Below are 24,010 nucleotides of genomic sequence, written 5' to 3'. Positions count from 1 at the left end.
AATGAAGCACCTCTAATGTATCTCTGCGAAATTAATAACAGGATAATACTTTAAAAACATAATCAAAATTCTTAATTTAACTTGTCGTGTGGATTAAACAATTTATAAAAAGTAAGTCTAAAATTACTTATTAAATAAAACTATTCCGTTGACAATCATTGTTAAATTGAATATATTTTAACGTAGAGGTGAAAAAATTATGGCGAAAAGTACAAAAAAAGATTTAGATCATGATTTATGCTTTCTTTTTTATATCACGACCAAAGAAGTGATTAATCGCTTCAATAAGTATCTGAAGCAATACAACATCAGTTTTCCTAATTATATTGTCTTGTCTTATATTGAAGATGAAGAAGAAATATATGTGAAAACACTTTGTGATAAATTGTATTTAGATTCTGGAACGATTAGTCCCATCGTTAAGCGTTTAGAAAAGAAAGATTTAGTCAGAAGAAAAAGATTGCCTGAAGATGAACGCAAGGTCGTGTTGCATTTAACGCAAGAGGGGAAAGCGTTAAAATCAAAGTTCAAGAACATTTCAACACACGTCATCGACCAGCTTAATCTAGACAGCGATGAAAAACTAGAATACTACAACATGATGCGCACATTCGCAGACAGAAACTTAGAATCAACTAAAGACGACTGATATCATTCTGAATGTATTGAAAGAAGAGGGAATGTACATTGCCATGACAGCGAAAATATTTATTAGGGATAGTATTAAGAGATTTATTACGAAAAAATAAAAGTGAGGTAGCACTATTCAAATAGCACTATCTCACTTTTTAAAAGCTTTATTTTACATACTCATTTAAATAATTTTCTAATCGATTCATACCTTCTTTGATGGTATCTAAATCGTAAGCGTACGAAATACGGACATGTCCTTTACCGGCATCTGTGAATGAAGAGCCCGGTACCATAGCGATATGTCCTTTTTCTAATACGTCCACACAAAACTTGAAATCATCTTCGATATTAAATGGCGCAAGGCTAGGGAAGATGTAAAAAGCACCTTCAGGTTCAGCATCAATCGCAAAGCCCATATCTAATAAACGTTGTTTTAAATACGCCAAGCGTTCTTTATACGCTTTATTCATCGCCTTAGGCGCATCAATACCATCGGTTAATGCGGCGATACACGCAATTTGAGCGGGTACATTGGCACAAATCGTATTATAGGCATGCATGAATGTCAGTTTCTCTATTAAGTACTCAGGGCCGAGTAAGAAGCCTATACGGATGCCTGTCGCAGAATGCGATTTGCTTAAGCCGCTGATTAATAATAATTGATTGCGAATTTCAGGGAACTCCGCTAACGAAGTATGTTGGCCATTGAATGTATTTTCCGCATAAATTTCATCACTCAAGATGAATATAGCATGCTGCTTTAACTCTTCTGCTATGTTTGCGGCTTCTTGACGGCTTAAGATAACACCTGTAGGGTTTGTCGGATAGTTAAGCAATATCGCTTTTGTTTTAGGCGTCACGTGCGCTCTGATTGCTTCTGGTGTGATTTTAAAGTCTGTTGTTGTCGTATCGATGTACACAGGTTGTCCGCCTAATGTTTCAATTAACGGAATATAACCGGCATAAATAGGACCGGGAATAATAATTTCATCTCCAGGTTCTAAAATACTGCGTAAAGCAGTATCGATAGCTTCGCTTGCACCGTTTGTGACTACAATTTCTTCTTCAGTATAGTCGACATTGTATCGTTGGTTAAAGTAGCCGCGAATAGCAGTTCTTGTTTCCATCAATCCTTTATTGTGAGAATAGCTGGTTTGATCCTTTTCAATTGCTTTGATATAAGCGTCTTTTACAACCTCAGGCATCGGAAAATCCGGTTGACCGATAGTTAAATTGATACAATCCGGTATATTTTTAATTCTGCTGGAGAATTGTCTGATGCTCGGGGCACGCAAAAATTTTGAATTTGTATTTAAAGATAATTTCACTCTGTTAACACCTCAATTGATTACTTCAATCTGTAATAAATGCTATCTTATCACATTGTAACACCAAAAAGCGCCTATAAGTCTGAATATAATTAATTTTAAGACATTAAACACTAAAAAGTGAGACAAACAAATTGTCTCACAGTTAAAATTTGAATTTGGATGGCCGTTCTAAATTGATTGCCGGATTCGTCCATTTCGCGACAAAGTTAGTAGACAGCAGATAGACAATCAGACCGGATAACAGAATCAGATAAATATATGTCCAAATCGTAATCGGATCTTGGAATGGATATAATTTATAACCTCTGATGATGCCGATAGCTAAGCCATGCAGTAAATAGACATACATCGTACGTTGCCCGATATACGTAAAGAAACGCTCCTTAGACGGCATCAAGTTTAAAAACGAAAACATCGTTAAACAAATGACCGCATAGAGCATCAAACGTTTAAGCGGACTGTATACATCCGGGCCATCTAATGAACTATAAGGAGAACTGCCGAGCAGCCAATCTGAGTTAATCGGATGAATCGTATACACAACATAAAATGCGACCAATATCAGGATGGAAATCGGTACCCATTTTTTATTGCGCAGCAGCATAGATTGATGTCGATTCATCAAATAGCCTATATAGAAAATAGGGAAGAAGACAATGGTTCTTGAATAACTCATGTATTCGCCGATATCAGATGAAAAGCCGGCTAATAAAGAGACGAGTATTGCGATGGGCAATACGAAATAGGGCTTAAAGTTCTTCACGATGACTAAGATGACATGGAACATAAAGAGTGTCAGTAAGAACCAAAGCGCAAAGACCGGGTCAAACGGATCCAATTTCAAGTTGCTGCTTTTGCCTGTTAAGTAATAATAAATCGAAAAGAATGTAAAGAACACAAAATATGGAATTAAGAGTTTTTTGGCAACTTTCTCTAAATGATCAGGTTTCCCGATATTTTTTGCAAAGTAGCCGCTGATAAACAGGAATGACGGCATGTGGAAACTATATATCAGCAAGTAAAGCGATCCCATATATTTATGGTCTTCTACATAAGGATTTAAGAGATGTCCGAATACAACTAAATAAATTAGAAATGCACGGGCATTATCGAAATAATAATCTCTTTGGGATAGTGACTTATTCATATGTAAACTCCTTTTGAGATTTTGGATAATATTAACGTATTATACATGCATAGTTAAATGCAAGATAAACAACTTTTACAAGTTTTTGTTGTATATTTTGCTTGATAAACTTATAATATAACTATTAAAACAAGCGGGGTAAGACATCCATGTATAAACAACTTGAACAGCAAATAACACTTACACACAATGATTTAATCATTGTAAACAAACGTTTTGGCCAACGTGCAAATTTAACGACAGAACAAATTGAGCTTTTACGAATTTTGAATGAGCACCACAGTTTATCCCAATTTGACTTAACGATGAAAATCGGAAAAGAACAATCCATTGTTTCCAGATGGATTAAAAAACTTGTCAGTTTAGGTTATGTGACGAGTATACAATCGCGTCATGACTTGCGATGCAAAGAACTCAGTGTGACACCTAAATCTGAAGAATTGATCAATCAAATCAATGCGGCACGTCAAGAATTATTAGAAGCAAGATGCGACCAGTTGTCTTCAAAAGATGTGAAACAGCTTTATGATTTGCTTGTGAAACTGAATAAGAAAAGCTTTTATATTTAAAAGTATCGCGGAATGTTTTTCAAATATTTGAAAGCGTTCCGCGATTTTTTATGTAAGAAGGACCTGCGGAGCAATATTGCCCAACAGGTCCTTTAAGTTTATACAGATTAAGCCTTGTAAATATCTACATCGAAATATTTACCAGTTTCTCCGATTTTATCGTACATTTGTTTCATTCTTGTCGCGTTATGGCTTGCCCAGTTGATATCTGTTGCATATTGATGTGTTGCAGGTGCTGCTGGGTTCCAGCGCATACGATAAAGTGTGTTTTGACCTCTGTCTAAATAATCACTTGTGATGAATTTAGCACCGCCGATGATTGCTTTTCCAACAGTGTCCCAACCGTAATGTGCTGCAGTTTTAAAGCCGCCGCGTACTGCGTCAGTATCAATTGCGCCGATACCGAACATGTTGTAATACTTTTTAGTACCGTTTGTAACGACTTTGTTCGCGTTATCAACATATCCGCCGTTTGCTAAAGCAGAAGTACCGTTGCCAGTTTCAAGAAGGGCATGTGAGATTAAATAAATTTCATTAATATCATATGTTTGTGCTGCTTGTGCGAATGCTGCACCTTGTCCTTCTAAAATACCTTTGCCTTTAAGCAATTTGTTTACACTGTCTACTGACATTTGTTGTGCTTTATCAAGACGTAAGAATTGGTATCTTTGTGTTGCGTCTTGTGAAATAGTTCTAGGATCCATAGCAGTTTTCACTTCGTCTTTAGAAGCGTCTACCCATTTGCCTGCTACATGTTGTACTTTAGGAGACCATGGCAAGTTCATTTGTTTTGCAACTGCTTGGTCTAATGTATTGCTTGAAGTTGTAGTTCTTGTTAATGTGTCGCGCACATCAGCTGATTTTAACCATACAGATTGACCATTCGCAAGTGTACCATGATACCAAGTAATACCATTCACAAGTTGTTTTTCAAATACAGTGATGATGTTGCCGTATTGGTCTTTTAATGAACCTAATACTTTGCCGTTCGGCGTATTGTAATAGTAACCGCCTTTGCTTGTTACGATGTAGTCATGGTTGTATTTAACAGCAGGTTGCTGCTTAGTTGCTGTATTAGCACGGTTTGCTGTAGTTGTTGTTTTAGGTGTTAAAGTTTTTTCAGCAACCCAGCCTGTTTTACCGTTAACTGTACCGTAAACGTAAGGAGTGTTGTTGACTACTGTACGTTTTGAAGCGTTGAATGTACCATTTTGTTTATTTAACGGATCGATTAATTGTTTTGATGTACCCCAAGGTGTTGTATAAAGACCATTGTTTTTAGTGTTTACAGTATATTGTCTTGAAGTAGGGGCTGTTTTGCCTTGATCTGCTACTTTAACATCTTTTGCATTCACCCAGCCAAGTGGTGTTGTTAAACCGATATTTTGCAATAAATAGTATAAAGTACCATCTTGGTTGCGTTCACGTGTGATGTTGTAAGTGTAGCCTAAGAATTGTGCAGCTTTTGCACCTTTTTTATCATACACACTTGCACGTAAGCCATAGTTATCTGTTACATATTGACCTAATTTATTCACAACAACTGTTTTGTTTAATGGTGCTTTAGTTGCTGTTGCTGGTTTAGCAACAGTTTTTGTTACAGCTGCTTTAGCTGTCGGTTGAACAGCTTTTGCTGTAGTTTTAGCTGCTGTTTTAACTGTATTGACTGCTTTAGACACAGTTGACGGTTTTTTAACTGTTGTTGCTGCTTTTACAGCTGGTTTTGCAGTTTTAACTGTTGTAGTCGGTGCTTTCGCAGTTGTTTTAGCAGTCGTTGTTGTTTTAGCCGGTGCTTTAGTTGTTGTAGTTTTTGATGGTGTTGCTGTGAATGCACCTTTTACATCTGTTTTCTTAGTAGTTACTGTTGTTTTTGGTGCTGTATAGCTGCCTAATTTTGAGCTTGCAACCCAACCAGATTTGCCGTTCACTGTACCATAAATGTATTGAGAAGGGCTGACTTCTGTTTGTTTAGAAGCTTTGAATGCTTGTGTGCCTGTACCAGATACTGTCGCAGCTACTTGGCGATCTGTACCCCAAGGTGTGCTGTATAATTTAGTACCTGATTGGATACCGTAAGTTTTAGTGTTAGTTGTAACTGGGTGGCCGACTTTATATGTTAAGTCGCCAGTTTGAACCCAACCATAATTTGTACCTTTATTGTAGTCCGTAATTAAGTAGAATGATTTTTCACCTAATAACGCTTTTTTAGTTAAACGGTAAGTTTGGTTATTTAAAGCTGAGTTTTGAACGCCTGCTTTATCATAAACTGTTTTGTAAATACCGTGATTTGTTGAAGATAAACGACCTAATGAATCTACTGGAATCACTCGTAATTGAGATGATGTGTTTGTAGTAGGGCGTGTTGTTGTATTTGTGCTTGGTTTCGTTGTTGTAGATGTATTTGTATTAGGTGCAGTCGCAGTTGTTGAACCCCAAGGTGCAACTAAACCTTGTTTGATTTGATATTTTTCATTAATCAAGTCATATAATGCATCATAGTTGTAACCGCGTGATTGTAAATAACCGTGCGGGTCAACGTGGTCTGTTCCGCCTAAGAAGTTAGAAACAGCTTTATGTGTCCAAACTGTACCTTGACCATCATATTCAGCACTATCTGGTTTTAAACCGTAGTATTGCAAGTTTGTTGCTGCATAATCAGCAATGTTGTTCATTTGACGTGCAAATGAGTCGTAATCATGCGTATGCACTAATTCCATATGAATATAACGTTGGTTGGCAACAGGGCCTGCACCCCATGCAAGGTAATCTGTGTTTGCTGTTTCAACGATACGATTACCATCTACGAAACCATGAACAAAGGCATTTTGCCAGTTGTTTTTCATGTAAGCAACTTCGTTATTCAACGTTGAGTTTTCATTTGCAGTATCGTGAATTACAATTCCTTCAGGTTTGCCGTATCTGTAACTATATTTTGGAATATTATTTGAGTAATCTTGTTCATATGTCGGTACCGTATAGTTTTTGTTACGGATATAGTTATTAATTGAAGAGTTTACTCTTGGTTGATATTTAGGTAATGATGTAGCTGCTGCAGCATATGTTGTTGGTTGCACAGAACGTGTAGAAGTCGTTGTTGACGGCGCAACTGAACGTGCAGCATATGTTGTCGGCTGTACTGAACGCGCCGCATATGTTGTAGGTTGTACTGTTGTTTCAGCTTTTTGCTGCGTTTGTGTGTTAACTTGAGCAGTAGTATCCGCTTGTTGCGTTTGTTGAGCTTGAGCTTCAGTTTGAGCAGCAGTATTCGCTTGTTGCGTTTGTTGAGCTTGAGCTTCAGTTTGAGCAGCAGTATCCGCTTGTTGCGTTTGTTGAGTTTGTGCTTCAGTTTGAGCAGTGTCTTCTTGTTGCGTTTGTTGGTTTGATTCAGTTTGTGTAGTGTCTGCTGTTGTGTTGTCAGACGTATTGTTTTGAGAATCAGTTGTAGTTTGAGCAGTTGCTCCATTACTTGTATCTGCTTGAGTAGACAATTGATCAAGTTTTGAATCGTAGTTCAAGTTGTTTTCTGTAGTTTTTGGTTGAACTTGGGCAGGGTCTTTGTATTCTTGTGTGCCTGCAATTTGGTTAGTTGTATTCTGAGTTGTTGTTGTACTTTTTGCAGTTTGGTTGTCAGTCGGTTGTTGATTCTGGTTCACATTGCTTGTTGTGTTCGTGCTATCTGCCGAGTCTGTATTGCTTTGCGCAAATGCTTGGTGCGTAGTAATAGCAGTACCTGCAATCGTTAATGCAATGATAGCTGGGGTTTTGTAATGAAACTTTTTAGACATAAAATGATACTCCTTTTAACAATATATTATATTTGAATATATTACAGTCTGTAGATAAACGTCTGGATCGGTATATCGAAAAGTTCCGAGATGTTTGATTCTTAACGTCAAGTAGTTGTATCTGTCGATGACGTTAGAAAATAGATGACTTGATGATGTTATTAACATAATTGTGATAATCAAAACGTGTTAGTAACATGTATCCAGGCCATATCATTTCTACACACATAGCCACTAGCAGACTGAATGAATATGACACTATGTCAAACCTATATAATATATCATTTTCATATATTATAGTACGACTTAAGACGTATAGAGAGGTTTTTAATCATTTTGTAATGAAACCTTAATCTGAAATGTACTTTGTTTCAAAAGTAAACTTCCACTAAAAATAGCATTAATATACTTTTCGTGTTGTAAATATAGTAAAAAACAAAGAAATTATAATGATTTCTTCATGACCACATGTTCAATATTTTCTTCTAAGAAGATATCACCTTCAGCTTGATAACCAAGCGCTTCATAGAAAGGTTGTGCTTGTACTTGTCCGTTTAAAACAGCTTGTGTAAAACCATCTTTTCTTACAGCATCTTCAATAAATGTCATCAGACTTTTGCCGATACCTTGATTGCGCAATGTTTTTATTACAGCAACACGTTCGATTTTTGCGGCGCCATCGACATTTCTGTAACGTGCTGTTGCGATTGCTTGATCATTTTCATCATAGCCGATGATGTGTGTTGAACTATCTTCATATTCATCGATTTCATTTTCTAAAGGAACATTTTGCTCGTCTACAAAAACTTCAGTTCTTACATGAAAGACATCGTTCATTTCTTTTTTATTCTGTGCTAATTTAAACATAATCATCATCCTCATCTTTTTATTTTAAAGAGTTGTTCTTAGGGTACAAAAAAATCGCTGCAGATGCATGTATTTGCTCTGCAGCGATTGATTTTTTATTGTGCAAATTTACGTACGATTGCTGTATATTGCCAGAAGATACGCATTTGTGCAATGTTCCAGTTATTCATACCCATTGTGAAGCCTGAAGGTTTGAAGATGTTGACATCTGTGACTTCAAGTGCCGCAGCAATCAAGTATTGAATCGGTACACTGATTGATTTCATTGTTTCAGTAATTCCATTTTCATCGTAAACCCAAGAGAAGGGCAGTTCAGATTGGAATACGTCGACACGATCAAAAATTTCTGGTAATGCGACGATATAACAAGCTCCGTCTATAAATGGGTTTTCTAAGCTGTCTTTGTAATAAAGCAATAGCGCTTCGTAATTTTCTCTATGAGCATGATTGACATAGAAAAATTCATTTCTGAAATGCGCCATATCTTTACTGTGAATGATTTGCTGTTCTAATATCCCAAACATTCCATTAATATTGTTTAATTTTTCATAGGTCTTGCGTGGCATATTCTATCGCTCTCCCTTTCTAATAATATCCTTGATCTGAAGGAGCTTGCTGCTGAGACGGATCCATATTCATGTTAGGATCTTGCTGGTTTCCGGCATTAGGGTCTTGGTTAAACCATGCATTTGGATCTTGCTGATTATTCCATTGTTCATTACCCGAATTATTGTTTTGTTCTGTATTATCTGATTGTGTTTCGTCTTCAGATTGATCTTCATCTGTCGTATCTTTTTGGTTTTTACGCAACAGACTGTCATCAATAGGTGTTAACGGCATCAGTTCTCCATAGGCTTTGATGACACGTGAATTTAAGAATTCTTTGTTGCTTTTAATCTTAGATAATCCTAAATCCGAACGAAGCAGATTTGAATATTTTTTGATACTCTTCATATCCGGATTGTAATAGTAAATACCATTCAGTAATTCATTTTTACCTTCAAGCTGTTCAGTTTTAATTTCTAAATCAGCAGGGAGGTAAGTTGTAAGCATTTTTTGAATATCATCGTTTGATAAATCATGCTTTGAATTCTTGCCGACGATTTTGATCAAGCTGTCTAATTTATTCACTGAATCTAATCTTTGTGCTTTTGTGGCAAGTGCTTTGATAAGATCCATTTGACGCTGACCGCGTTTTAAATCTGAATCATGGTATCTTGTTCTGGCAACTGCAAGTGCTTGGTCACCATTTAATTTATGATAACCTTTCTTCACTTTAATACGTCCATCGTCATTAGTGTTCGGTTCGTTTAAATCATAAGGAACATCATAATAAATGCCGCCTAATTCATCAACAGCTTCAACGAAAGCATCCATATCGATACGTACGTAATAATCAACAGGTACATTTAATGTAGCTTCCACTGTATCCATAGCAGCAGTAGGACCGCCGAAGGCATGGGCATGTGTGATTTTGTCGTAATAGCCTACTTTTGGAATGTAACTTAATGTATCGCGCGGAATACTTAACATTCTGACTTGGCTTTTATCTGGGTTGAAAGTTGAAAGAATCATAGCATCAGTACGTGATTTCTCAGTTGCTTGCCCGCCTTCACGTCTTCCTTTATTATCATCTATCCCTAAGAAAAGTACAGAAATCGGCTCTTTAGAAGGATTGACCTTGCCTTGTCTTAAATTTGAAACTCTGTTTGAGTTGTCACTGAAAGATGAATCGATTGCACTTCGAGAAGTTTTATATAACATCACTGCAAATATAATAGGAATAACGACCAAAACGAGCGAAAGAAGAATTAAAAAATATTTAAAAATTTTGTTCATTACTCTTGCTCCCGGTTTCAATTTTATAAATCAGCAATCATCTAAGAGAAGTTTCTAAAGAGGAACGTTTGGATTGCTGCTGAATTTGCTCATTATAACCATATATTTTAATACTTTTATGGCTAAATTACAAACTTAGTATCCCACCTATTATTTCATACTTAAAGGCATTACTAAAGAAAATTCAGCATTGAATTTCAATGTTTACATTAGCTTTACAAAAACGAAATATGTTCAAAATAAAATAGGTTTTAAAATATGATGAGATTTGCATCTGTTTTCAGGGAGTATCAACTTTTACATATGTTGTGATTGAAGTGCTTTTGTATCAAACGACACAAAAGCGTAGCAACTTCATGATTTTCATGAATATGAAATGTATTTCTGAAAAACATCAGTTATAATAAGGTTGTTAAAAATAAATACTCTAATCCATAGTTTAAACATAAGAGAGAGGTACAGAGAGGAGATTAAGTATGAAATTGAATTGGGAGAACAAGATAGAAGAAAGTTTAGTTTCTGAGTTTTATAATACACAATCTGAAAGTTCGAAAGCAGAAGGTTTTGAAGATACTTTAGCTTTTGGGACTGCAGGAATCAGAGGATTGATTGGTCTAGGGCCTGGACGTTTAAATGCGTTTACTGTACGCAAAGTCGCAGTAGGGCTAGCCAAATACTTAAATGATCATAAACCTGAATCATTAGTAGTGATTCATTTTGATACACGCTTTTTATCGCAAGAATTTGCGCATGAAATTGCGGCTATGCTTGCACAATATGGTGTTAAAGCAGTTGTAGGCAAACGTTATAACTCTACCCCTGAGTTATCATTTGCGGTACGCCACTTAAATGCAGATGCAGGCGTTATGATTACAGCAAGCCATAATCCTAAAGAATACAACGGCATTAAAATTTACGGTGCAGACGGCGGCCAATTACTGCCGAAACCATCTGAAATGCTCAGCAGTTATATTAATCAAATTGAAGATCCGCTAGATTTAGCAGGCGGTGATTTTGAAGACGGCTTGAATCAAGGCTTGATTTCATATTTATCTGATGAAGTAACACAAGCTTATAAAGCTGAAGTTAAAGCATTGGTCGGTGCAATCGATCAGCAAACAGATAAAATTGCGTTAACAAGTCTGCATGGTACAAGCTTGCCGATTTTATCTGAGATTCTTGAAGATTTGAATTACAGCAATTATGTAATTGAAAAGGAACAATCTCAACCAGACGGCAGCTTCCCGACAGTCGCATATGCGAACCCTGAAGAAGAACAAGCATTTACTTATAGTTTGCGTTTAGCTGAAAAAGAAGATGCGCAATTAATTCTTGCGACTGACCCTGACGCTGATCGCTTCGGTATGATTGAACGCTACGGCAAGGATGATTACCGCTATTTCAACGGCAATGAAATCGGCTTGATTTTATTGAAATTACGCTATGAACAACTTAAAGCAGAGCATAACGAGCAGCCTTTATTTATGGTTAAGTCAATTGTCAGCAGTGCTGCAAGCGATCGTTTAGGCAAAGCACTCGGGTTGCAAGTGAATACGGTATTAACAGGATTTAAGTTCATTTCAGAAATCTTGCAGAATAAACAAGATACAAATGAACAATTAGTGTTAGGTTATGAAGAAAGCCATGGTTATTTAGCGGCACCATTCTCTAGAGATAAAGATGCGATTCAAATGATTCCGCTTGTAGTGAAGTATAAAAATGAACTTTCAAGCCAAGGCAAAACTTTCAAAGATGTATTGCAAGAAGTATATGAAATCACTGGAACATTTAAAGATGAAACGATTTCACCTAAATTTGAAGGGGCTGCAGGCAGACAAAAAATTAATGACTTGTTAGAAAGTTTCCGCAAGCAGCAACCGAAAACACTTGTCGGTTTAGAGGTTAAACAAATTGAAGACTATCAAACTAAAACAATTGTAGATTTAGCAACACAACAGCAAACAGAAACGACTTTACCTGAAAGCAATTTAATCCGCTTTATCTTTGATGAAGGATTTATTGCCTTAAGACCTTCAGGTACTGAACCTAAAATCAAAGTCTACTTCTCTCTGAATGTAGAAGATTTAGACAAAGTCGTAGCACAATTCGAACAAGAATATTTAGCTTAAATACCATTCAAATAAACTATCAAGAAAGAACCCACGATAAAAGAGGAAAACAATGAAAAACAAAGCAAAACATAGCATTGTGTTTATAGTTGCAGTGGCGATATTAGCGGCAGGATTTTCATACTTTTTGAACTGGCGGTACCAAAACAGGTACAGCATGAAACAGCCGACCGTTGCGGCGGAAAATAAGTCTTCACACGGCTATCAAAAAGTAATGGACTCTAACGCTGCGTATCAAAACGTAGATCGTTATTTAAAGCAGCAGCATTTCAACGGGAACATCACCATCTATCACAAAGGAAAGTTGGTGATGGACCAATCCTACGGTTATCAAGATTTTGAAGCAATGAAGCCGACGACGCCGAATTCAATGTATCTCATTGGTTCAGCACAAAAATTTACAACAGGCTTGATGCTGAAAAAATTAGAAGTTGAAGGGAAAGTTAATATCAATGATCCGATTGATAAGTACTTGCCTTGGTTTAAAACAAGCAAACCTTTGATTTTAAAAGATATTATGCTGCATCGAAGCGGATTGAAGAAATTCAACGGCAGTCCTACTGCACATAGTATTGAAGATGTTGCCAAAGAGTTGCAGCAGGCTGATATTCAACCAGGTATGTATAAAAAACATTTGTATAGCGATGGCAACTACATCGTATTGGCCGCTGTCATTCAAAGTATCACGAAAGAACCTTTCGCAAAGTATTTCAACGAAACATTAAGAAAACCTTATGACTTAAGAAGAACTGCTTTTTATAATGAGAAGAATTATGAGTCAGATATGGCGAAGGGTTACGATGAGCATAGGGCATTACGTCATCCTAAGTATATGGAGCAATACTACGGTGCTGGGAATTTATTTATGTCTACGAGAGATATGGCTAAATTGATATTGAATTTTCAAGAAAACAAAATTTTTCCTGAGTCGATAACAACACCTATGCTGTTTGAGTTTAAGACACCAGCTTATCCAAGTATATATAGATATGGCTTTACGACATATGGACAACAACATAGGGTGAATGGAAATTTCTTTGGCGAAAAGCTCACTTCTTATTTCAATAATGATTATATAGTCGTTATTGCATCAAATTATAAAAGCGATAAAAACGAAAATCATTTGAAATATGTTTATACTAAACTTTTAAATCAACCTGAGCCGAAACAACCAAAATAAGGATTGTATTATTTTTTCAACACCTTTAGAAAATACATCATCAGAAGAGGAAAGTAATGAATAGAAAAATTTTAAAAATCATGATATTTGTAATCGCAGTTGCGCTTATAGCTGTTGTGATTTCATATTATTTAAATTGGAAACATCATAGGCACTTTGGTGCACTGCAGCATGATCCGCCGGCTGCAGTTAAAAAAGCAAAAATTCCTGAAGATTATAAGCCGGTGACTAAAGATCCGACGCTGCAATACGAACAGCTTGATAAATATTTGAAAGAAGTTAAGTTTAATGGAGATATTGCAGTCTTTCATAGAGGAGAATTAGTGTTTGATAGGGGATACGGCTATCAAGATTTTATTAACGATAAAAAGTCTAATCCGAATTCAATGTATTTAATCGGGTCTGCACAAAAATTCATGACAGGTATGATGCTTAAGCAGCTTGAATTAGAAGGCAAAATCAATATGGATGATCCGGTAACCAAATATCTGCCTTGGTTTGAAACAGGGAAACCTTTAGTATTGCGTGATTTTATGCTGCATCAAAGCGGTATTCAAAAGTTTCATCCTAAGGCAAGTGTCCATAGTATTGATGGGGCTGTGCATATGCTGCAAGAACAAGGATTGCAGCCGAATATGTTCAGGGTACATCAATATAATGATGCGAATTATATCGTATTGGCGCGTGTCATCGAAGCTGTTGTGAACAAGCCGTATGCGGAGTATTTTAATGAGAAGTTTGTGACGCCGTATCATTTAGATCGAACAGCTTTTTATAATAATAATTCTTTCAAACCATATATGGCGAAGGGGTATGATGACTTTAAAATACTTGATCCGCCTTCTTATCTGGACCAATATTACGGTGCAGGTAATTTATACATGGCGCCGCGCGATATGGGTAAACTTGTAGCTGCGTTGCAAGAAAATAAAATCTTTCCTAAATCAGTGACTGATCATTTACTGTATGAAGTTTTAACGAAAGATTTTCCGCATGCTTATCGTTATGGGTTTTATAGTTATGGCGGAAGCGGCAGAACGAATGGTATATTCTACAGCCAGCAGTTTACCTGCTATTTTAATAAAGAGTATATTTTAGTAATGGGTACCAATTACCAAAAACCAGTGGGTCAAAATGAAGTTTATATGAGAGAGGTATTCATGCATTATTTGAATCAGCCTGACCCTACTGCTTTTAGAAAAACAATACAATAACAAAATATGAATTTTCGACTGTCTCACAAAATTGTGTTCAATGATGTGAGACAGTTTTTTGCATTTTTTCAAATAATAAGTGAAAATATCATTTGCAATTGTATATCGACACTTATTAATGGGTATCATCTAAATAATTCCTTTACAAAAGGGTAAAAGAAAATAAGGAGGAATCAATATGCAGAAAAAAATGGTTTCATTATTAGTAGCATCAGGTTTAGTACTTGCGGCTTGCGGCCAAGGCGGCTCAAGCGACGAAAATAAAAATGATCAAGAACAAAAAGCGAATACTGACCAAAAACAATCAGGTGATACTTCTAGTACATCTGAAACAGGTAAAAACAGCAATACAGTTAAGTTAGAAGATATTAAAATCAAGCCTGAAGAAGCAATCAAAACTGCTAAGAAAGAATATGACGGCGAGTTAAAAGAAATCTCATTTGAAAAAGAACAAGGCAAATGGGCTTATAAAATCGACTTGCAAAAACAAGGTGAAGAAGCTGAAGTTATAGTCGACAGCAAAAATAACAAAGTCATCAATAAATCAACTGAAAAAGAAGATGACTACGATAAAAACAAATCATTCGAATATAAAGACTACAAGTCTTATGAAGAAATCATCAAAAAAGCCCAAGATCAATTTAACGGCGACATTCATGAATGGTCACTATCTAAAGATGATGATGAAGGCAAATTCGTTTATGATGTAGACTTACAAAAAGGAAATGAAAAACAAGAATTCAGTTTTGATGCAAAAACAGCTAAAATTTTAAAACAAGAAAAAGATGACTAATCTTTTTTGTTTGGTGGCTGCCTAGATAACTAGGCAGTCTTTTTTTGCGTTGATGAAAGGGAATTCATTTAATTTATTAAAGCGCTGCCAATTTTATGATGATTATGTGACTTATTTGTCATAAATCACTTGAAACCACTATATTTTTTAAAATTAGAATTGACTAGAACGAGTAAAAAAGCTACATTATTATTGTGAACAAAAACGAACAATAACGAACATTCGTGCTGCGATGATTAAAAGAGTGTTTGATTGTTTCGTTGGCGTTGATATTTATTAACTTACTTTTTATTACATCTTAAGGGGGAAACACCATGAGCAATAAAGAAGAAAACATGATGATTGGCTTCACAATCGTTGCGATTGCAGGTGATGCACGTAGAGAAGTTATGGCGGCTTTAGCTGCTGCAAAAGAAAATAACTTCGATCAAGCACGTCAACATATTGTTGAAGCCAACAACTTTATTACTGAAGCACACAAAGAACAAACACAAATGTTAGCGAAAGAAGCAGCAGGAGAAGCATCTGATATTAGTTTTATCATGGTACACGGTCAAGACCATTTAATGACTACAATGGCACTTAGAGACGCAGCAAACTACATGATTGACTTATATGAACAACTCCGTGACTTACAACACTAATAAGCAGGTGACAGCATGAATAGAATTATCAAAATGATTGAAAAAATGAAACCTTTCTTCGAAAAGATTGCATCTAACCCGTACTTATCTGCAATCCGTGATGGTTTCGTAGCTTTAATGCCAGTCGTTTTATTCTCATCTCTATTTATCTTGGTAGCTTATGTACCAAACGTATGGGGATTCCACTGGCCAAAACACATTGAAGACATCATCATGAAAGTTTATAACTTCACGATGGGTATGTTAGCCGTCTTTATGGCGGGTACTGTAACTAAATCACTTACCGACAATAGAAACTTGAAATTACCTAAAACGAACCAAATCAACGTAATTTCAACATTCGTAGCAGCTGAAGCTTCATTATTAATTTTAGCTGTTAAACCAATCAAAGATGGTATCAGCATCGATTTATTAGGGACTAAAGGATTAATCGCAGCATTCTTAGTCGCATTTATCGTACCTAATATCTATAAATTCTGTATTGGTAGAAATATAACAATCAAAATGCCTCCGCAAGTTCCAGGTAACATTGCGCAAGCATTTAAAGACATGATTCCTTTTGCATTATCAGTAACATTCTTCTGGATCGTGGACATTGTAGTACGTGCCTTAACTAAAGGTAACACTGCAGAATTGGTAACTAACTTGTTATCTCCATTATTCAGAGCAGCCAATGGTTATATCGGATTTGCGATTATCTTTGGATTTATGGCGTTCTTCTGGTTTATCGGGGTACACGGTCCTTCAGTAGTAGGTCCTGCAGTTATCGCGATTATGTACAACAACCAAGTAGAAAACTTACGTTTATTCAGAGCAGGCGAACATGCGCATTATGCATTGACACAATCTACTCAAGATTTCGTAGCATTGATCGGGGGTACTGGTGCAACACTATTAGTGCCATACATCTTTATATTCCTATGTAAATCGCCAGAGTTGAAAGCGGTGGGTAAAGCTTCGGTTATCCCGACTACATTCGCCGTTAACGAACCATTATTATTCGGTGCACCAATCATCTTGAACCCAGTGTTCATGGTTCCATTCATTATTACACCTATTTTAAACTCTTGGATTTTAAAATTCTTCGTAGATAATCTTGGAATGAACGGATTTATGCACTTCTTACCTTGGCCTACACCAGGTCCAATCGGTATCTATATGGCATCTAACTTCTCAGTATTGTCATTATTATTAATCGCGATTGTATTAGTATTAGACTTTACAATCTGGTTCCCATTCATCAAAGCATACGACAAATTAAAACTTGACGAAGAACATGAAATTGAATTGCAAAAAGCTGCAGCAGCAACTGCAGGCGGCGGTACTGCAACAGCAGCTCCAGTTGAACCTGTAGTAAGCGCAGAAGATTTCAAAACACGTGATCATACAAATGTTTTAGTTGTATGTGCCGGCGGCGGAACAAGCGGTATCTTAGCAAACAGCTTGAACAAATATGCAAAAGATAACGACATTCCTTTAGAAGCTACAGCACGTGCTTATGGTCAAGATATGGACTTAATTAAAGATATGGATATTGTCATCTTAGCTCCTCAAATGGATGCGATGAAAGATGAAATGAGAAAATATACTGATCAATACGGTGCAGTATTAGTACCGACAACAGGTAAACAATACATTGGCTTAACTCGAGACGGAGAAGGCGCAATGAAATTGATTTTCGAAAAAATCAATGAAAACAATGAAGAAAGCAAAAACTAAGCAACTTAGTTAATCCACACATCTCAGCCCCTTGTTGCATCACACACGACATCTTTGAATTTTCATAAGCGGCAAGGGGCTCCATTTGTGTGTGATGTAATTAGTAATATTGAAGATATTAATTAACTAAAAAGGAGACAGTTTAATGAGTAAATTACCTAAAGACTTTGTATTAGGTGCCGCAACTGCAGCATATCAAGTTGAAGGTTCAAGTACTGTGGACGGTAAAGGCCGTGTATTATGGGATGGATTTTTAGAAAAACAAGGTCGTTTTTCACCAGACCCAGCCAGCGACTTTTACAATCGTTATGAAGAAGATATCAAATTAGCATCAGAATACGGTATTAAAGCCATTCGTATTTCAATTGCATGGTCACGTATCATCCCTGATGGCACAGGTGAAGTAAATCAAAAAGGTTTAGACTATTATCGCAAAGTGTTTGAAACTTGCCGTAAATATGACATCGAACCATTTGTAACACTTCATCACTTTGATACTCCAGAAACACTATTTGAAAAAGGTGACTGGTTAAACAAAGATCAAATTAATGCATTCGAACGCTATGCAGAGCTTGTATTCGATGAATACAACGACGTCGTAAAATATTGGATTACTATCAATGAACCAATCGCGTATGTTCAAGGCCAATATATTACAGGTGCTTTCCCTCCTGGTGAACAATACAACACTTTAAAATGTTTACAAGCACAACACAACCAAATCGCTGCACATAGCCGTATCGTGAACTTATTCAAATCAAAAGGCTATGAAGGTGAAATCGGTTTAGTACATGCATTAACTCAATTTTACAGCATCGATGATCAACCATTAAATCAAATCGCTGCTTACAAACATGATATCTTTATGAATGGTTTCATGTTAGATGGTACTTTCTTAGGATACTACACACCAGCTAAATTAACTGTAGTGAAAGAAATCTTAGGAGAAGAATTTGATAAATTAGACATTCGCAAAGAAGAATTAGAAGATATCAAAAAAGCAGCACCGCAACTTGATTTCTTAGGTATTAACTACTATCAAAGCAACTGGATCAAATACCATAACGAAGAAAGCTATATTCATCATAATGGTACAGGTGATAAAGGTACTTCAGTCTTCCGTGTTAAAGGTATCGGCGAAGTAGTTAAAAACGAAGCGATTCCTACAAATGACTGGGATTGGTACATTTATCCTGAAGGCTTGTACGACATGATGGAACGTGTTAAAAACGACTATCCGAACTACAAAAAAATCTACGTTACAGAAAACGGCTTAGGCTATAAAGATGTACTTGAAGACAATGGCGAAGTACATGATGACGAACGTATTGATTATGTAAGACAACATATCGAAGCAATCGAACGTGCTTATGCGGACGGCATTAACGTAAAAGGTTACTTCATCTGGTCATTACAAGATATGTTCAGCTGGTCAAACGGATACAATAAACGTTATGGTTTATTCTATATCGATTTCGAAACGCAAAAACGTTATGTTAAAGACAGTGCGAAATGGTATAAACAATTATCTGAAGATATTTATGGTAAGTAATGGAAAGTAAGAAACACCTCGGGATTTTCTCCGAGGTGTTTTATTTATTATCGCACATTATTGGCCGGTATCTTTAAACTGTAAAATTCTTTCGCCGATTTGGTCTCTCACATCCTGAAAGACAGACCAGTCTTTACCTGCTGGGTCTTCAAAGCCCCAATGGACTTTAGTAACGTTTTGGGGTACAACAGGGCAATTCGCATCCGCATGATCGCATAAAGTTACGACCAACTTTGCTTTAGCATATAAATCAGTATCGATTTTATCAGAGGTTTGCTTGCTGATATCAATGCCGATTTCATCCATAGCTTTAACCGCAAGCGGATTGACACCATGTGCTTCAATACCGCCTGAAACAACTTCCCAAGCGTCACCTAAAAATTTCTTTCCAAAACCTTCTGCCATTTGGCTTCGACAAGCATTGCCTGTACATACAAAATAAATAATTGGTTTTTCCATCATTTTGTCCTCTTTTCTAAATAAGTAATAAAGATAAATATAATCCGACTAACGTGATAAATAACACTGGAATGGTTATTACAATACCCGTTTTAAAGTAGGTACCCCATGATATTTTCATTCCTTTTTGAGATAACACATGTAACCACAATAATGTAGCCAGCGAGCCGATAGGGGTGATCTTAGGACCTAAGTCAGAACCTATCACATTCGCATAAATCAATCCTTCTTTAATGATGCCTGCCGCATGTGCTTGATTAATCGCAATCGCATCAATCATCACAGTAGGCATATTGTTCATAATTGCTGAAAGGATAGCAGATAAGAAGCCCATACCTAAAATACTTGAGAATAGGCCGTGTTGTGAAAATTGGTTAATCATATCCGCTAATAAAGATGTAATCCCTGCATTCTTCAATCCGAATACTACAAGGTACATACCGATAGAAAAGATTACAATGTTCCATGGTGCGCCTTTAATCACGCTGCGTGTGTGTACAGCACTAGATTGTTTGGCCAGCAATAAGAAGATAATTGCGATTAAGCCTGCGATAAATGAAACAGGAATATGGAGTAATTCTCCAATGACATAGCCTGCAAGCAAGACACCCAAGACAATCCAGCTGATACGGAATAAGCGATGATCTTTAATCGCAGAATCAGGTGTTTTCAGCTGTGCAGCATCAAAATGCTTGGGTATCGCTTTTTTAAAATAAATGTATAACACGATGATACTTGCGAATAATGAGAAAAGGTTAGGGATTATCATATGCGCAAAGTATTCTAAGAAACTAATATTGAAATAATCAGCTGAGACGATGTTGACTAAGTTGCTGACGATTAAAGGCAGAGAAGTTGTATCTGCAATAAAACCACTTGCAATGATGAATGGAAAGATCACGCGTTCATTAAATTTCAAGTGTCTGACCATCGCAAGGACAATCGGTGTTAAAATCAACGCAGCACCATCATTTGCGAACAGCGCAGCAACCACAGCACCTAATAACATGATGTAAACAAACATCTTTACACCATTGCCGTTAGATGCACGTACCATATGTAATGCGGCCCATTCGAAAAAGCCGATTTCATCTAGAATTAATGAAATGATAATCAGCGCAACAAAGGTCAATGTCGCATTCCATACAATGGATGTCACTTCACCAACATCACTGAAAGAAACGACGCCTGTAATCAATGCGAGCAGGGCACCGATAACAGCAGTAATGCCTATATCCAAGCCTTTCGGCTGCCAAATTATAAAAATTAAAGTCAAAATAAATATAACAATTGCTGTAATAACCAAAGTTAACAATCTCCTTTATTTAACGTATGACAAGCACATGATGTTTGTGATGTACCTATGAGATTTAATTGTGCTAATAAATCTTGATACGCAGCTGTATTTAAACGGTAATAATGCCGGTTGCCTTCTTTACGGTTATGTATTAGATTATTTGCGCTGAGCGCTTTCATATGATGACTGAGGGTAGGCTGTGTGATATGAAAGTGTGCCAATAAATCACACGCACAAAGCTCACCGCAAGAAAGCAAATTGAGTATTTCTAAGCGAATAGGGCTGGCTATTGCTTTTAATAGTGTGGAGATATTTTCGTAATTCATTCTTAATCACCTCATTCCATAAAATAGATTATCATCTATATAGATAACTGTCTATATAGAATGTAATAAAAAAAGCCTAACAACCAAATGATTGCTAGGCTAGTAAAATGATATTTTACTTAATTATTTAATAGGGTTAGCAGTTTCATCTAAAACTTTGTTTAAGCTTTCGATGTTGTTTTTACCTTCAGTACGGAACCATTCTTGAACAGCTGCATCACCTTCAGCAAAGTGATCTGTAGCACCTCTCCAAGTAGCACGGCCGCATAATACACCGTTAAATGTAGAACCAGATTCTTTAGCGAAGTATAAAGTTTTTTGGAATAACTCAGCTGATACACCAGCACTTAAGTAGATGTAAGGTAAGTTAGTTGAAGCAGCTTGTTCTTTGAATGCTTGAGCAGCTTCTTCTTTAGTGAATAATGCTTTTTCACCGAATCCTTCAACATAGTTCATGTTTACAGGTACTTCTACTTTTAATACGTCTACATTGAAACGAGGTTCAGAGTATTTTTTCATTGCTTCGTTTACTTTGTGTGCTTTAACTTTAGCAAATTCTTCTGAACCGCTGTCAGCGTTGTTAGCATCGTAAGAAACGATTTCTAAGAATAATGGTAAACCTTCAGCAACACATTCGCTGCCTACACGTTCAACGAAAGCTTCTTTTTGATCATTGATTGCTTTGTCTTCGTCGATGTCAACGTATACTAATAATTTAACTGCATCTGCACCAGCTTCTTTTAAGCGTTTAACAGACCATACGTTTAATAAATCAGGAATACGACCTGGTTCTGAAGCATCGTAACCAGTTTTTTCATAAGCTAATAATAAACCAGCGTTTTTAGCACGAACTTTAGTTGCTGGAAGACCGTATTCAGGGTCTAATAAGATACTTGAAGCATATGGAGTTAATTCTTCAGAAACGTGAACTTTAAATTGTTCTAAGTCTTCAGTTTTAGCACCTTCGCCTAATAAGCGTTTTAAAGCACCGCGTTGGTCGATTGCTAATGCAGCAATATAGTTTTTGTCATTTAATAAAGGTTTAATTGATTTTGTCATGATGTAAGATCCACCTTTTCAATTGTTATTTGATTACTGAATTTTTCGAAATTATTTAAATCAATGTGTCCAGTTCTTGCTTCTAATGCATTAGAGATACCTGCTGCCATAGAATAAGCAGAAGATTCTTTGATTGAAGCATCTTTAGAAATACCGTAGCAGAAGCCTGCTAAACTGCTGTCGCCTGAACCTACTGGGTTCACTGCAACAACTTTAGGAATATCAATATTAAAGACTTGTTGTTCGTAGCGTAACAACGCACCATTTTTACCTAAGGATAATAAGATATATGGAATATGTGTTAAGCTGTCGTCTAATAATTGATTCGCTAAGTCGATACTGTCTGAATTCGTAATGGCTTTAATCTCTTCGTCGTTCGGTTTGATCAAAAGAGGAGGGCAATGTTTTGAATGATTAACAGTATAGTTTAATACTTTGCCAGAAGTATCTAAGCAAACTGGAATGTTTTGTTCTTTAGCGACTTCTAATAATTTAACGTAGTAGTCTTCAGGGAATCCTTTTGGCAGACTGCCTGAAATCGTTACTAAATCAAAGTCAGAGATAATCGTATTGAAATGTTCTAAAAAGCGTACTTGAATTTCTTCAGGCTGCAATGCGCCGCTTTCTAAGATTTCAGTTTGAGTATTTTCGCTTGTTACGGCAATACATAGACGAGTTGAAGCAGGAGAAACAGTGAAATCATGTTTGATATGTGTTTCATCCAAATTGTTTGTTAACCACTCGCCGAATTTACCGCCGATAATTCCTGTACATGTAACATCAATACCTAGTTCACTTGCCACACGTGCGACGTTGATACCTTTACCGCCAGCTGATTTAAAATCTTCTGAAGCACGTTGAACTGAATTGATTTCAAAGTTGTCTAAAGGATAGTTGATATCAATTGCAGGATTTAATGTAACGGTTAATAATTTGAAAGCCATTAGTCGTGGTATTCTCCGTTATTCCATTTTGTAAGGAAATCATCAAACATATCTGGTGAATAATGAACATCTTCAGGTTTTAATGTTTCATCCATAGCTTTGATGATGGCATCTTTTTCTGGAGTTGGTTCATATTCTGTTTCAGCGAATGTATCAACGATATTTTTAATTAAGTCTACACCAGTAACCATACCGCCGGCAGCGATAACATTACAGTTGTATTCAGATCTTGCTAAACGCGCGCTTGTTGCATCACGAACTAAAGCAACACGTGTACCAGGAACTTTAGTAGCACTTGCACTGATACCTACACCAGTACCGCATAATGCAACACCAAAGTCTACTTCGCCTGTAGCTACTAAATGACCGATACGTGTACCAAAGATAGGGTAGTGTGTACGTACATAGTCATATGTTCCTACATCGATAACTTCATGTCCGTTATTTTTTAAATAAGTAGCAACTTCTGCTTTAATATTTGTAACAATATGGTCACAACCAATAGCGATTTTCATAATTTAAT

The 24,010-nt window shown here is 36.4% G+C and carries 21 protein-coding genes; 9 read left to right on the top strand and 12 right to left on the bottom strand.

Features of this window, described 5'->3' with window-relative positions; genetic code table 11:
* Positions 1–199 precede the first annotated feature (199 nt).
* Positions 200–649, top strand: coding sequence for a MarR family winged helix-turn-helix transcriptional regulator (locus DVJ99_RS06970; protein ID WP_105993745.1), 450 nt, complete (start codon positions 200–202; stop codon positions 647–649).
* 148 nt (positions 650–797) lie between these two features.
* On the opposite strand, the gene DVJ99_RS06965 is transcribed toward DVJ99_RS06970, so the two are convergent.
* Positions 798–1,961 (bottom strand): aminotransferase class I/II-fold pyridoxal phosphate-dependent enzyme, encoded by a 1,164-nt coding sequence (locus DVJ99_RS06965; RefSeq protein WP_114603684.1) that lies wholly within the window; start codon positions 1,959–1,961, stop codon positions 798–800.
* 145 nt (positions 1,962–2,106) lie between these two features.
* A complete protein-coding gene (locus DVJ99_RS06960; RefSeq protein ID WP_114603683.1) occupies positions 2,107–3,111 on the bottom strand; it encodes an acyltransferase family protein in 1,005 nt (334 codons plus the stop codon).
* Between the two features lie 149 nt (positions 3,112–3,260).
* Here DVJ99_RS06960 and DVJ99_RS06955 point away from each other — a divergent pair, with 149 nt between their 5' ends.
* Positions 3,261–3,680, top strand: coding sequence for a MarR family transcriptional regulator (locus tag DVJ99_RS06955; protein WP_105993748.1), 420 nt, complete (start codon positions 3,261–3,263; stop codon positions 3,678–3,680).
* Positions 3,681–3,787: 107 nt separating this feature from the next.
* Here DVJ99_RS06955 and DVJ99_RS06950 read toward each other — a convergent pair whose 3' ends face one another.
* The 4 genes from DVJ99_RS06950 to DVJ99_RS06935 form a co-directional block, all read right to left on the bottom strand.
* Complete coding sequence (locus DVJ99_RS06950; RefSeq protein WP_114603682.1) at positions 3,788–7,465, bottom strand: glucosaminidase domain-containing protein; 3,678 nt, start codon at positions 7,463–7,465, stop codon at positions 3,788–3,790.
* Positions 7,466–7,909: 444 nt separating this feature from the next.
* Positions 7,910–8,332, bottom strand: coding sequence for a GNAT family N-acetyltransferase (locus tag DVJ99_RS06945; RefSeq protein ID WP_114603681.1), 423 nt, complete (start codon positions 8,330–8,332; stop codon positions 7,910–7,912).
* A 95-nt stretch (positions 8,333–8,427) separates the two neighbouring features.
* Positions 8,428–8,898: a DUF2538 family protein gene (locus DVJ99_RS06940; protein ID WP_105993751.1), complete on the bottom strand. Its 471-nt coding sequence runs from the start codon at positions 8,896–8,898 to the stop codon at positions 8,428–8,430.
* A 19-nt stretch (positions 8,899–8,917) separates the two neighbouring features.
* Positions 8,918–10,171, bottom strand: a complete 1,254-nt coding sequence (locus DVJ99_RS06935; protein WP_114603680.1) for an LCP family protein — start codon at positions 10,169–10,171, stop codon at positions 8,918–8,920.
* A gap of 476 nt (positions 10,172–10,647) precedes the next feature.
* Here DVJ99_RS06935 and DVJ99_RS06930 point away from each other — a divergent pair, with 476 nt between their 5' ends.
* The 7 genes from DVJ99_RS06930 to lacG all read left to right on the top strand — a co-directional run bounded on the left by DVJ99_RS06930 (position 10,648) and on the right by lacG (position 19,402).
* Entirely contained in the window at positions 10,648–12,300 is a 1,653-nt protein-coding gene (locus tag DVJ99_RS06930; RefSeq protein ID WP_114603679.1) for a phospho-sugar mutase, read from the top strand.
* A 52-nt stretch (positions 12,301–12,352) separates the two neighbouring features.
* A complete protein-coding gene (locus DVJ99_RS06925) occupies positions 12,353–13,480 on the top strand; it encodes a serine hydrolase domain-containing protein (RefSeq protein ID WP_114603678.1) in 1,128 nt (375 codons plus the stop codon).
* 56 nt (positions 13,481–13,536) lie between these two features.
* Positions 13,537–14,694: a serine hydrolase domain-containing protein gene (locus DVJ99_RS06920; RefSeq protein ID WP_114603677.1), complete on the top strand. Its 1,158-nt coding sequence runs from the start codon at positions 13,537–13,539 to the stop codon at positions 14,692–14,694.
* 178 nt (positions 14,695–14,872) lie between these two features.
* Entirely contained in the window at positions 14,873–15,487 is a 615-nt protein-coding gene (locus DVJ99_RS06915) for a PepSY domain-containing protein (RefSeq protein WP_114603676.1), read from the top strand.
* Between the two features lie 314 nt (positions 15,488–15,801).
* Positions 15,802–16,131 carry a PTS lactose/cellobiose transporter subunit IIA gene (locus DVJ99_RS06910; protein WP_105993757.1) on the top strand — a complete coding sequence of 110 codons (330 nt, stop codon included), beginning with the start codon at positions 15,802–15,804 and terminating at the stop codon, positions 16,129–16,131.
* Positions 16,132–16,146: 15 nt separating this feature from the next.
* Positions 16,147–17,850: a PTS lactose transporter subunit IIBC gene (locus DVJ99_RS06905; protein WP_114603675.1), complete on the top strand. Its 1,704-nt coding sequence runs from the start codon at positions 16,147–16,149 to the stop codon at positions 17,848–17,850.
* 145 nt (positions 17,851–17,995) lie between these two features.
* Positions 17,996–19,402, top strand: coding sequence for a 6-phospho-beta-galactosidase (gene lacG / locus DVJ99_RS06900; RefSeq protein ID WP_105993759.1), 1,407 nt, complete (start codon positions 17,996–17,998; stop codon positions 19,400–19,402).
* Positions 19,403–19,459: 57 nt separating this feature from the next.
* On the opposite strand, the gene arsC is transcribed toward lacG, so the two are convergent.
* From arsC to lacB, 6 genes are all read right to left on the bottom strand, one after another.
* On the bottom strand, positions 19,460–19,864 hold the full coding sequence (gene arsC / locus DVJ99_RS06895) for an arsenate reductase (thioredoxin) (RefSeq protein WP_114603674.1): 405 nt from the start codon (positions 19,862–19,864) through the stop codon (positions 19,460–19,462).
* Between the two features lie 13 nt (positions 19,865–19,877).
* Positions 19,878–21,167 carry an arsenite efflux transporter membrane subunit ArsB gene (arsB, locus tag DVJ99_RS06890; RefSeq protein WP_114603673.1) on the bottom strand — a complete coding sequence of 430 codons (1,290 nt, stop codon included), beginning with the start codon at positions 21,165–21,167 and terminating at the stop codon, positions 19,878–19,880.
* Positions 21,168–21,169: 2 nt separating this feature from the next.
* Entirely contained in the window at positions 21,170–21,484 is a 315-nt protein-coding gene (locus DVJ99_RS06885; RefSeq protein ID WP_114603672.1) for an ArsR/SmtB family transcription factor, read from the bottom strand.
* A gap of 123 nt (positions 21,485–21,607) precedes the next feature.
* Positions 21,608–22,543 (bottom strand): tagatose-bisphosphate aldolase, encoded by a 936-nt coding sequence (gene lacD, locus DVJ99_RS06880; protein ID WP_105993762.1) that lies wholly within the window; start codon positions 22,541–22,543, stop codon positions 21,608–21,610.
* Positions 22,540–23,487: a 1-phosphofructokinase family hexose kinase gene (locus tag DVJ99_RS06875; RefSeq protein ID WP_105993763.1), complete on the bottom strand. Its 948-nt coding sequence runs from the start codon at positions 23,485–23,487 to the stop codon at positions 22,540–22,542. Before DVJ99_RS06875 ends, lacD begins: the two co-directional genes overlap by 4 nt.
* The gene (gene lacB, locus DVJ99_RS06870; protein WP_114603671.1) at positions 23,487–24,002 is read right to left on the bottom strand and encodes a galactose-6-phosphate isomerase subunit LacB; all 516 of its coding nucleotides are present in this window, start codon (positions 24,000–24,002) and stop codon (positions 23,487–23,489) included. The genes DVJ99_RS06875 and lacB overlap by 1 nt, the downstream gene beginning before the upstream one ends.
* Positions 24,003–24,010: the final 8 nt, after the last annotated feature.

Origin of the sequence: Staphylococcus sp. EZ-P03 (assembly GCF_003344575.1) — a bacterium.
Classification (GTDB): Bacteria; Bacillota; Bacilli; order Staphylococcales; family Staphylococcaceae; genus Staphylococcus; species Staphylococcus simulans_B.
The sequence above is the reverse complement of the archived record's forward strand: the minus strand, read 5'-3'. Positions and strand labels throughout refer to the sequence as shown.

What these genes read in the sequence shown, in the direction of transcription:
- DVJ99_RS06875 (WP_105993763.1), bottom strand. Translation starts at nt 23,487, where the DNA reads ATGGCTTTCAAATTATTAACCGTTACATTAAATCCTGCAATTGATATC.
- DVJ99_RS06960 (WP_114603683.1), bottom strand. Translation starts at nt 3,111, where the DNA reads ATGAATAAGTCACTATCCCAAAGAGATTATTATTTCGATAATGCCCGT.
- DVJ99_RS06945 (WP_114603681.1), bottom strand. Translation starts at nt 8,332, where the DNA reads ATGTTTAAATTAGCACAGAATAAAAAAGAAATGAACGATGTCTTTCAT.
- arsC (WP_114603674.1), bottom strand. Translation starts at nt 19,864, where the DNA reads ATGATGGAAAAACCAATTATTTATTTTGTATGTACAGGCAATGCTTGT.
- DVJ99_RS06910 (WP_105993757.1), top strand. Translation starts at nt 15,802, where the DNA reads ATGAGCAATAAAGAAGAAAACATGATGATTGGCTTCACAATCGTTGCG.
- DVJ99_RS06925 (WP_114603678.1), top strand. Translation starts at nt 12,353, where the DNA reads ATGAAAAACAAAGCAAAACATAGCATTGTGTTTATAGTTGCAGTGGCG.
- DVJ99_RS06905 (WP_114603675.1), top strand. Translation starts at nt 16,147, where the DNA reads ATGAATAGAATTATCAAAATGATTGAAAAAATGAAACCTTTCTTCGAA.
- lacD (WP_105993762.1), bottom strand. Translation starts at nt 22,543, where the DNA reads ATGACAAAATCAATTAAACCTTTATTAAATGACAAAAACTATATTGCT.
- DVJ99_RS06930 (WP_114603679.1), top strand. Translation starts at nt 10,648, where the DNA reads ATGAAATTGAATTGGGAGAACAAGATAGAAGAAAGTTTAGTTTCTGAG.
- DVJ99_RS06940 (WP_105993751.1), bottom strand. Translation starts at nt 8,898, where the DNA reads ATGCCACGCAAGACCTATGAAAAATTAAACAATATTAATGGAATGTTT.
- lacB (WP_114603671.1), bottom strand. Translation starts at nt 24,002, where the DNA reads ATGAAAATCGCTATTGGTTGTGACCATATTGTTACAAATATTAAAGCA.
- DVJ99_RS06955 (WP_105993748.1), top strand. Translation starts at nt 3,261, where the DNA reads ATGTATAAACAACTTGAACAGCAAATAACACTTACACACAATGATTTA.
- DVJ99_RS06935 (WP_114603680.1), bottom strand. Translation starts at nt 10,171, where the DNA reads ATGAACAAAATTTTTAAATATTTTTTAATTCTTCTTTCGCTCGTTTTG.
- lacG (WP_105993759.1), top strand. Translation starts at nt 17,996, where the DNA reads ATGAGTAAATTACCTAAAGACTTTGTATTAGGTGCCGCAACTGCAGCA.
- DVJ99_RS06920 (WP_114603677.1), top strand. Translation starts at nt 13,537, where the DNA reads ATGAATAGAAAAATTTTAAAAATCATGATATTTGTAATCGCAGTTGCG.
- DVJ99_RS06915 (WP_114603676.1), top strand. Translation starts at nt 14,873, where the DNA reads ATGCAGAAAAAAATGGTTTCATTATTAGTAGCATCAGGTTTAGTACTT.
- DVJ99_RS06950 (WP_114603682.1), bottom strand. Translation starts at nt 7,465, where the DNA reads ATGTCTAAAAAGTTTCATTACAAAACCCCAGCTATCATTGCATTAACG.
- DVJ99_RS06970 (WP_105993745.1), top strand. Translation starts at nt 200, where the DNA reads ATGGCGAAAAGTACAAAAAAAGATTTAGATCATGATTTATGCTTTCTT.
- DVJ99_RS06885 (WP_114603672.1), bottom strand. Translation starts at nt 21,484, where the DNA reads ATGAATTACGAAAATATCTCCACACTATTAAAAGCAATAGCCAGCCCT.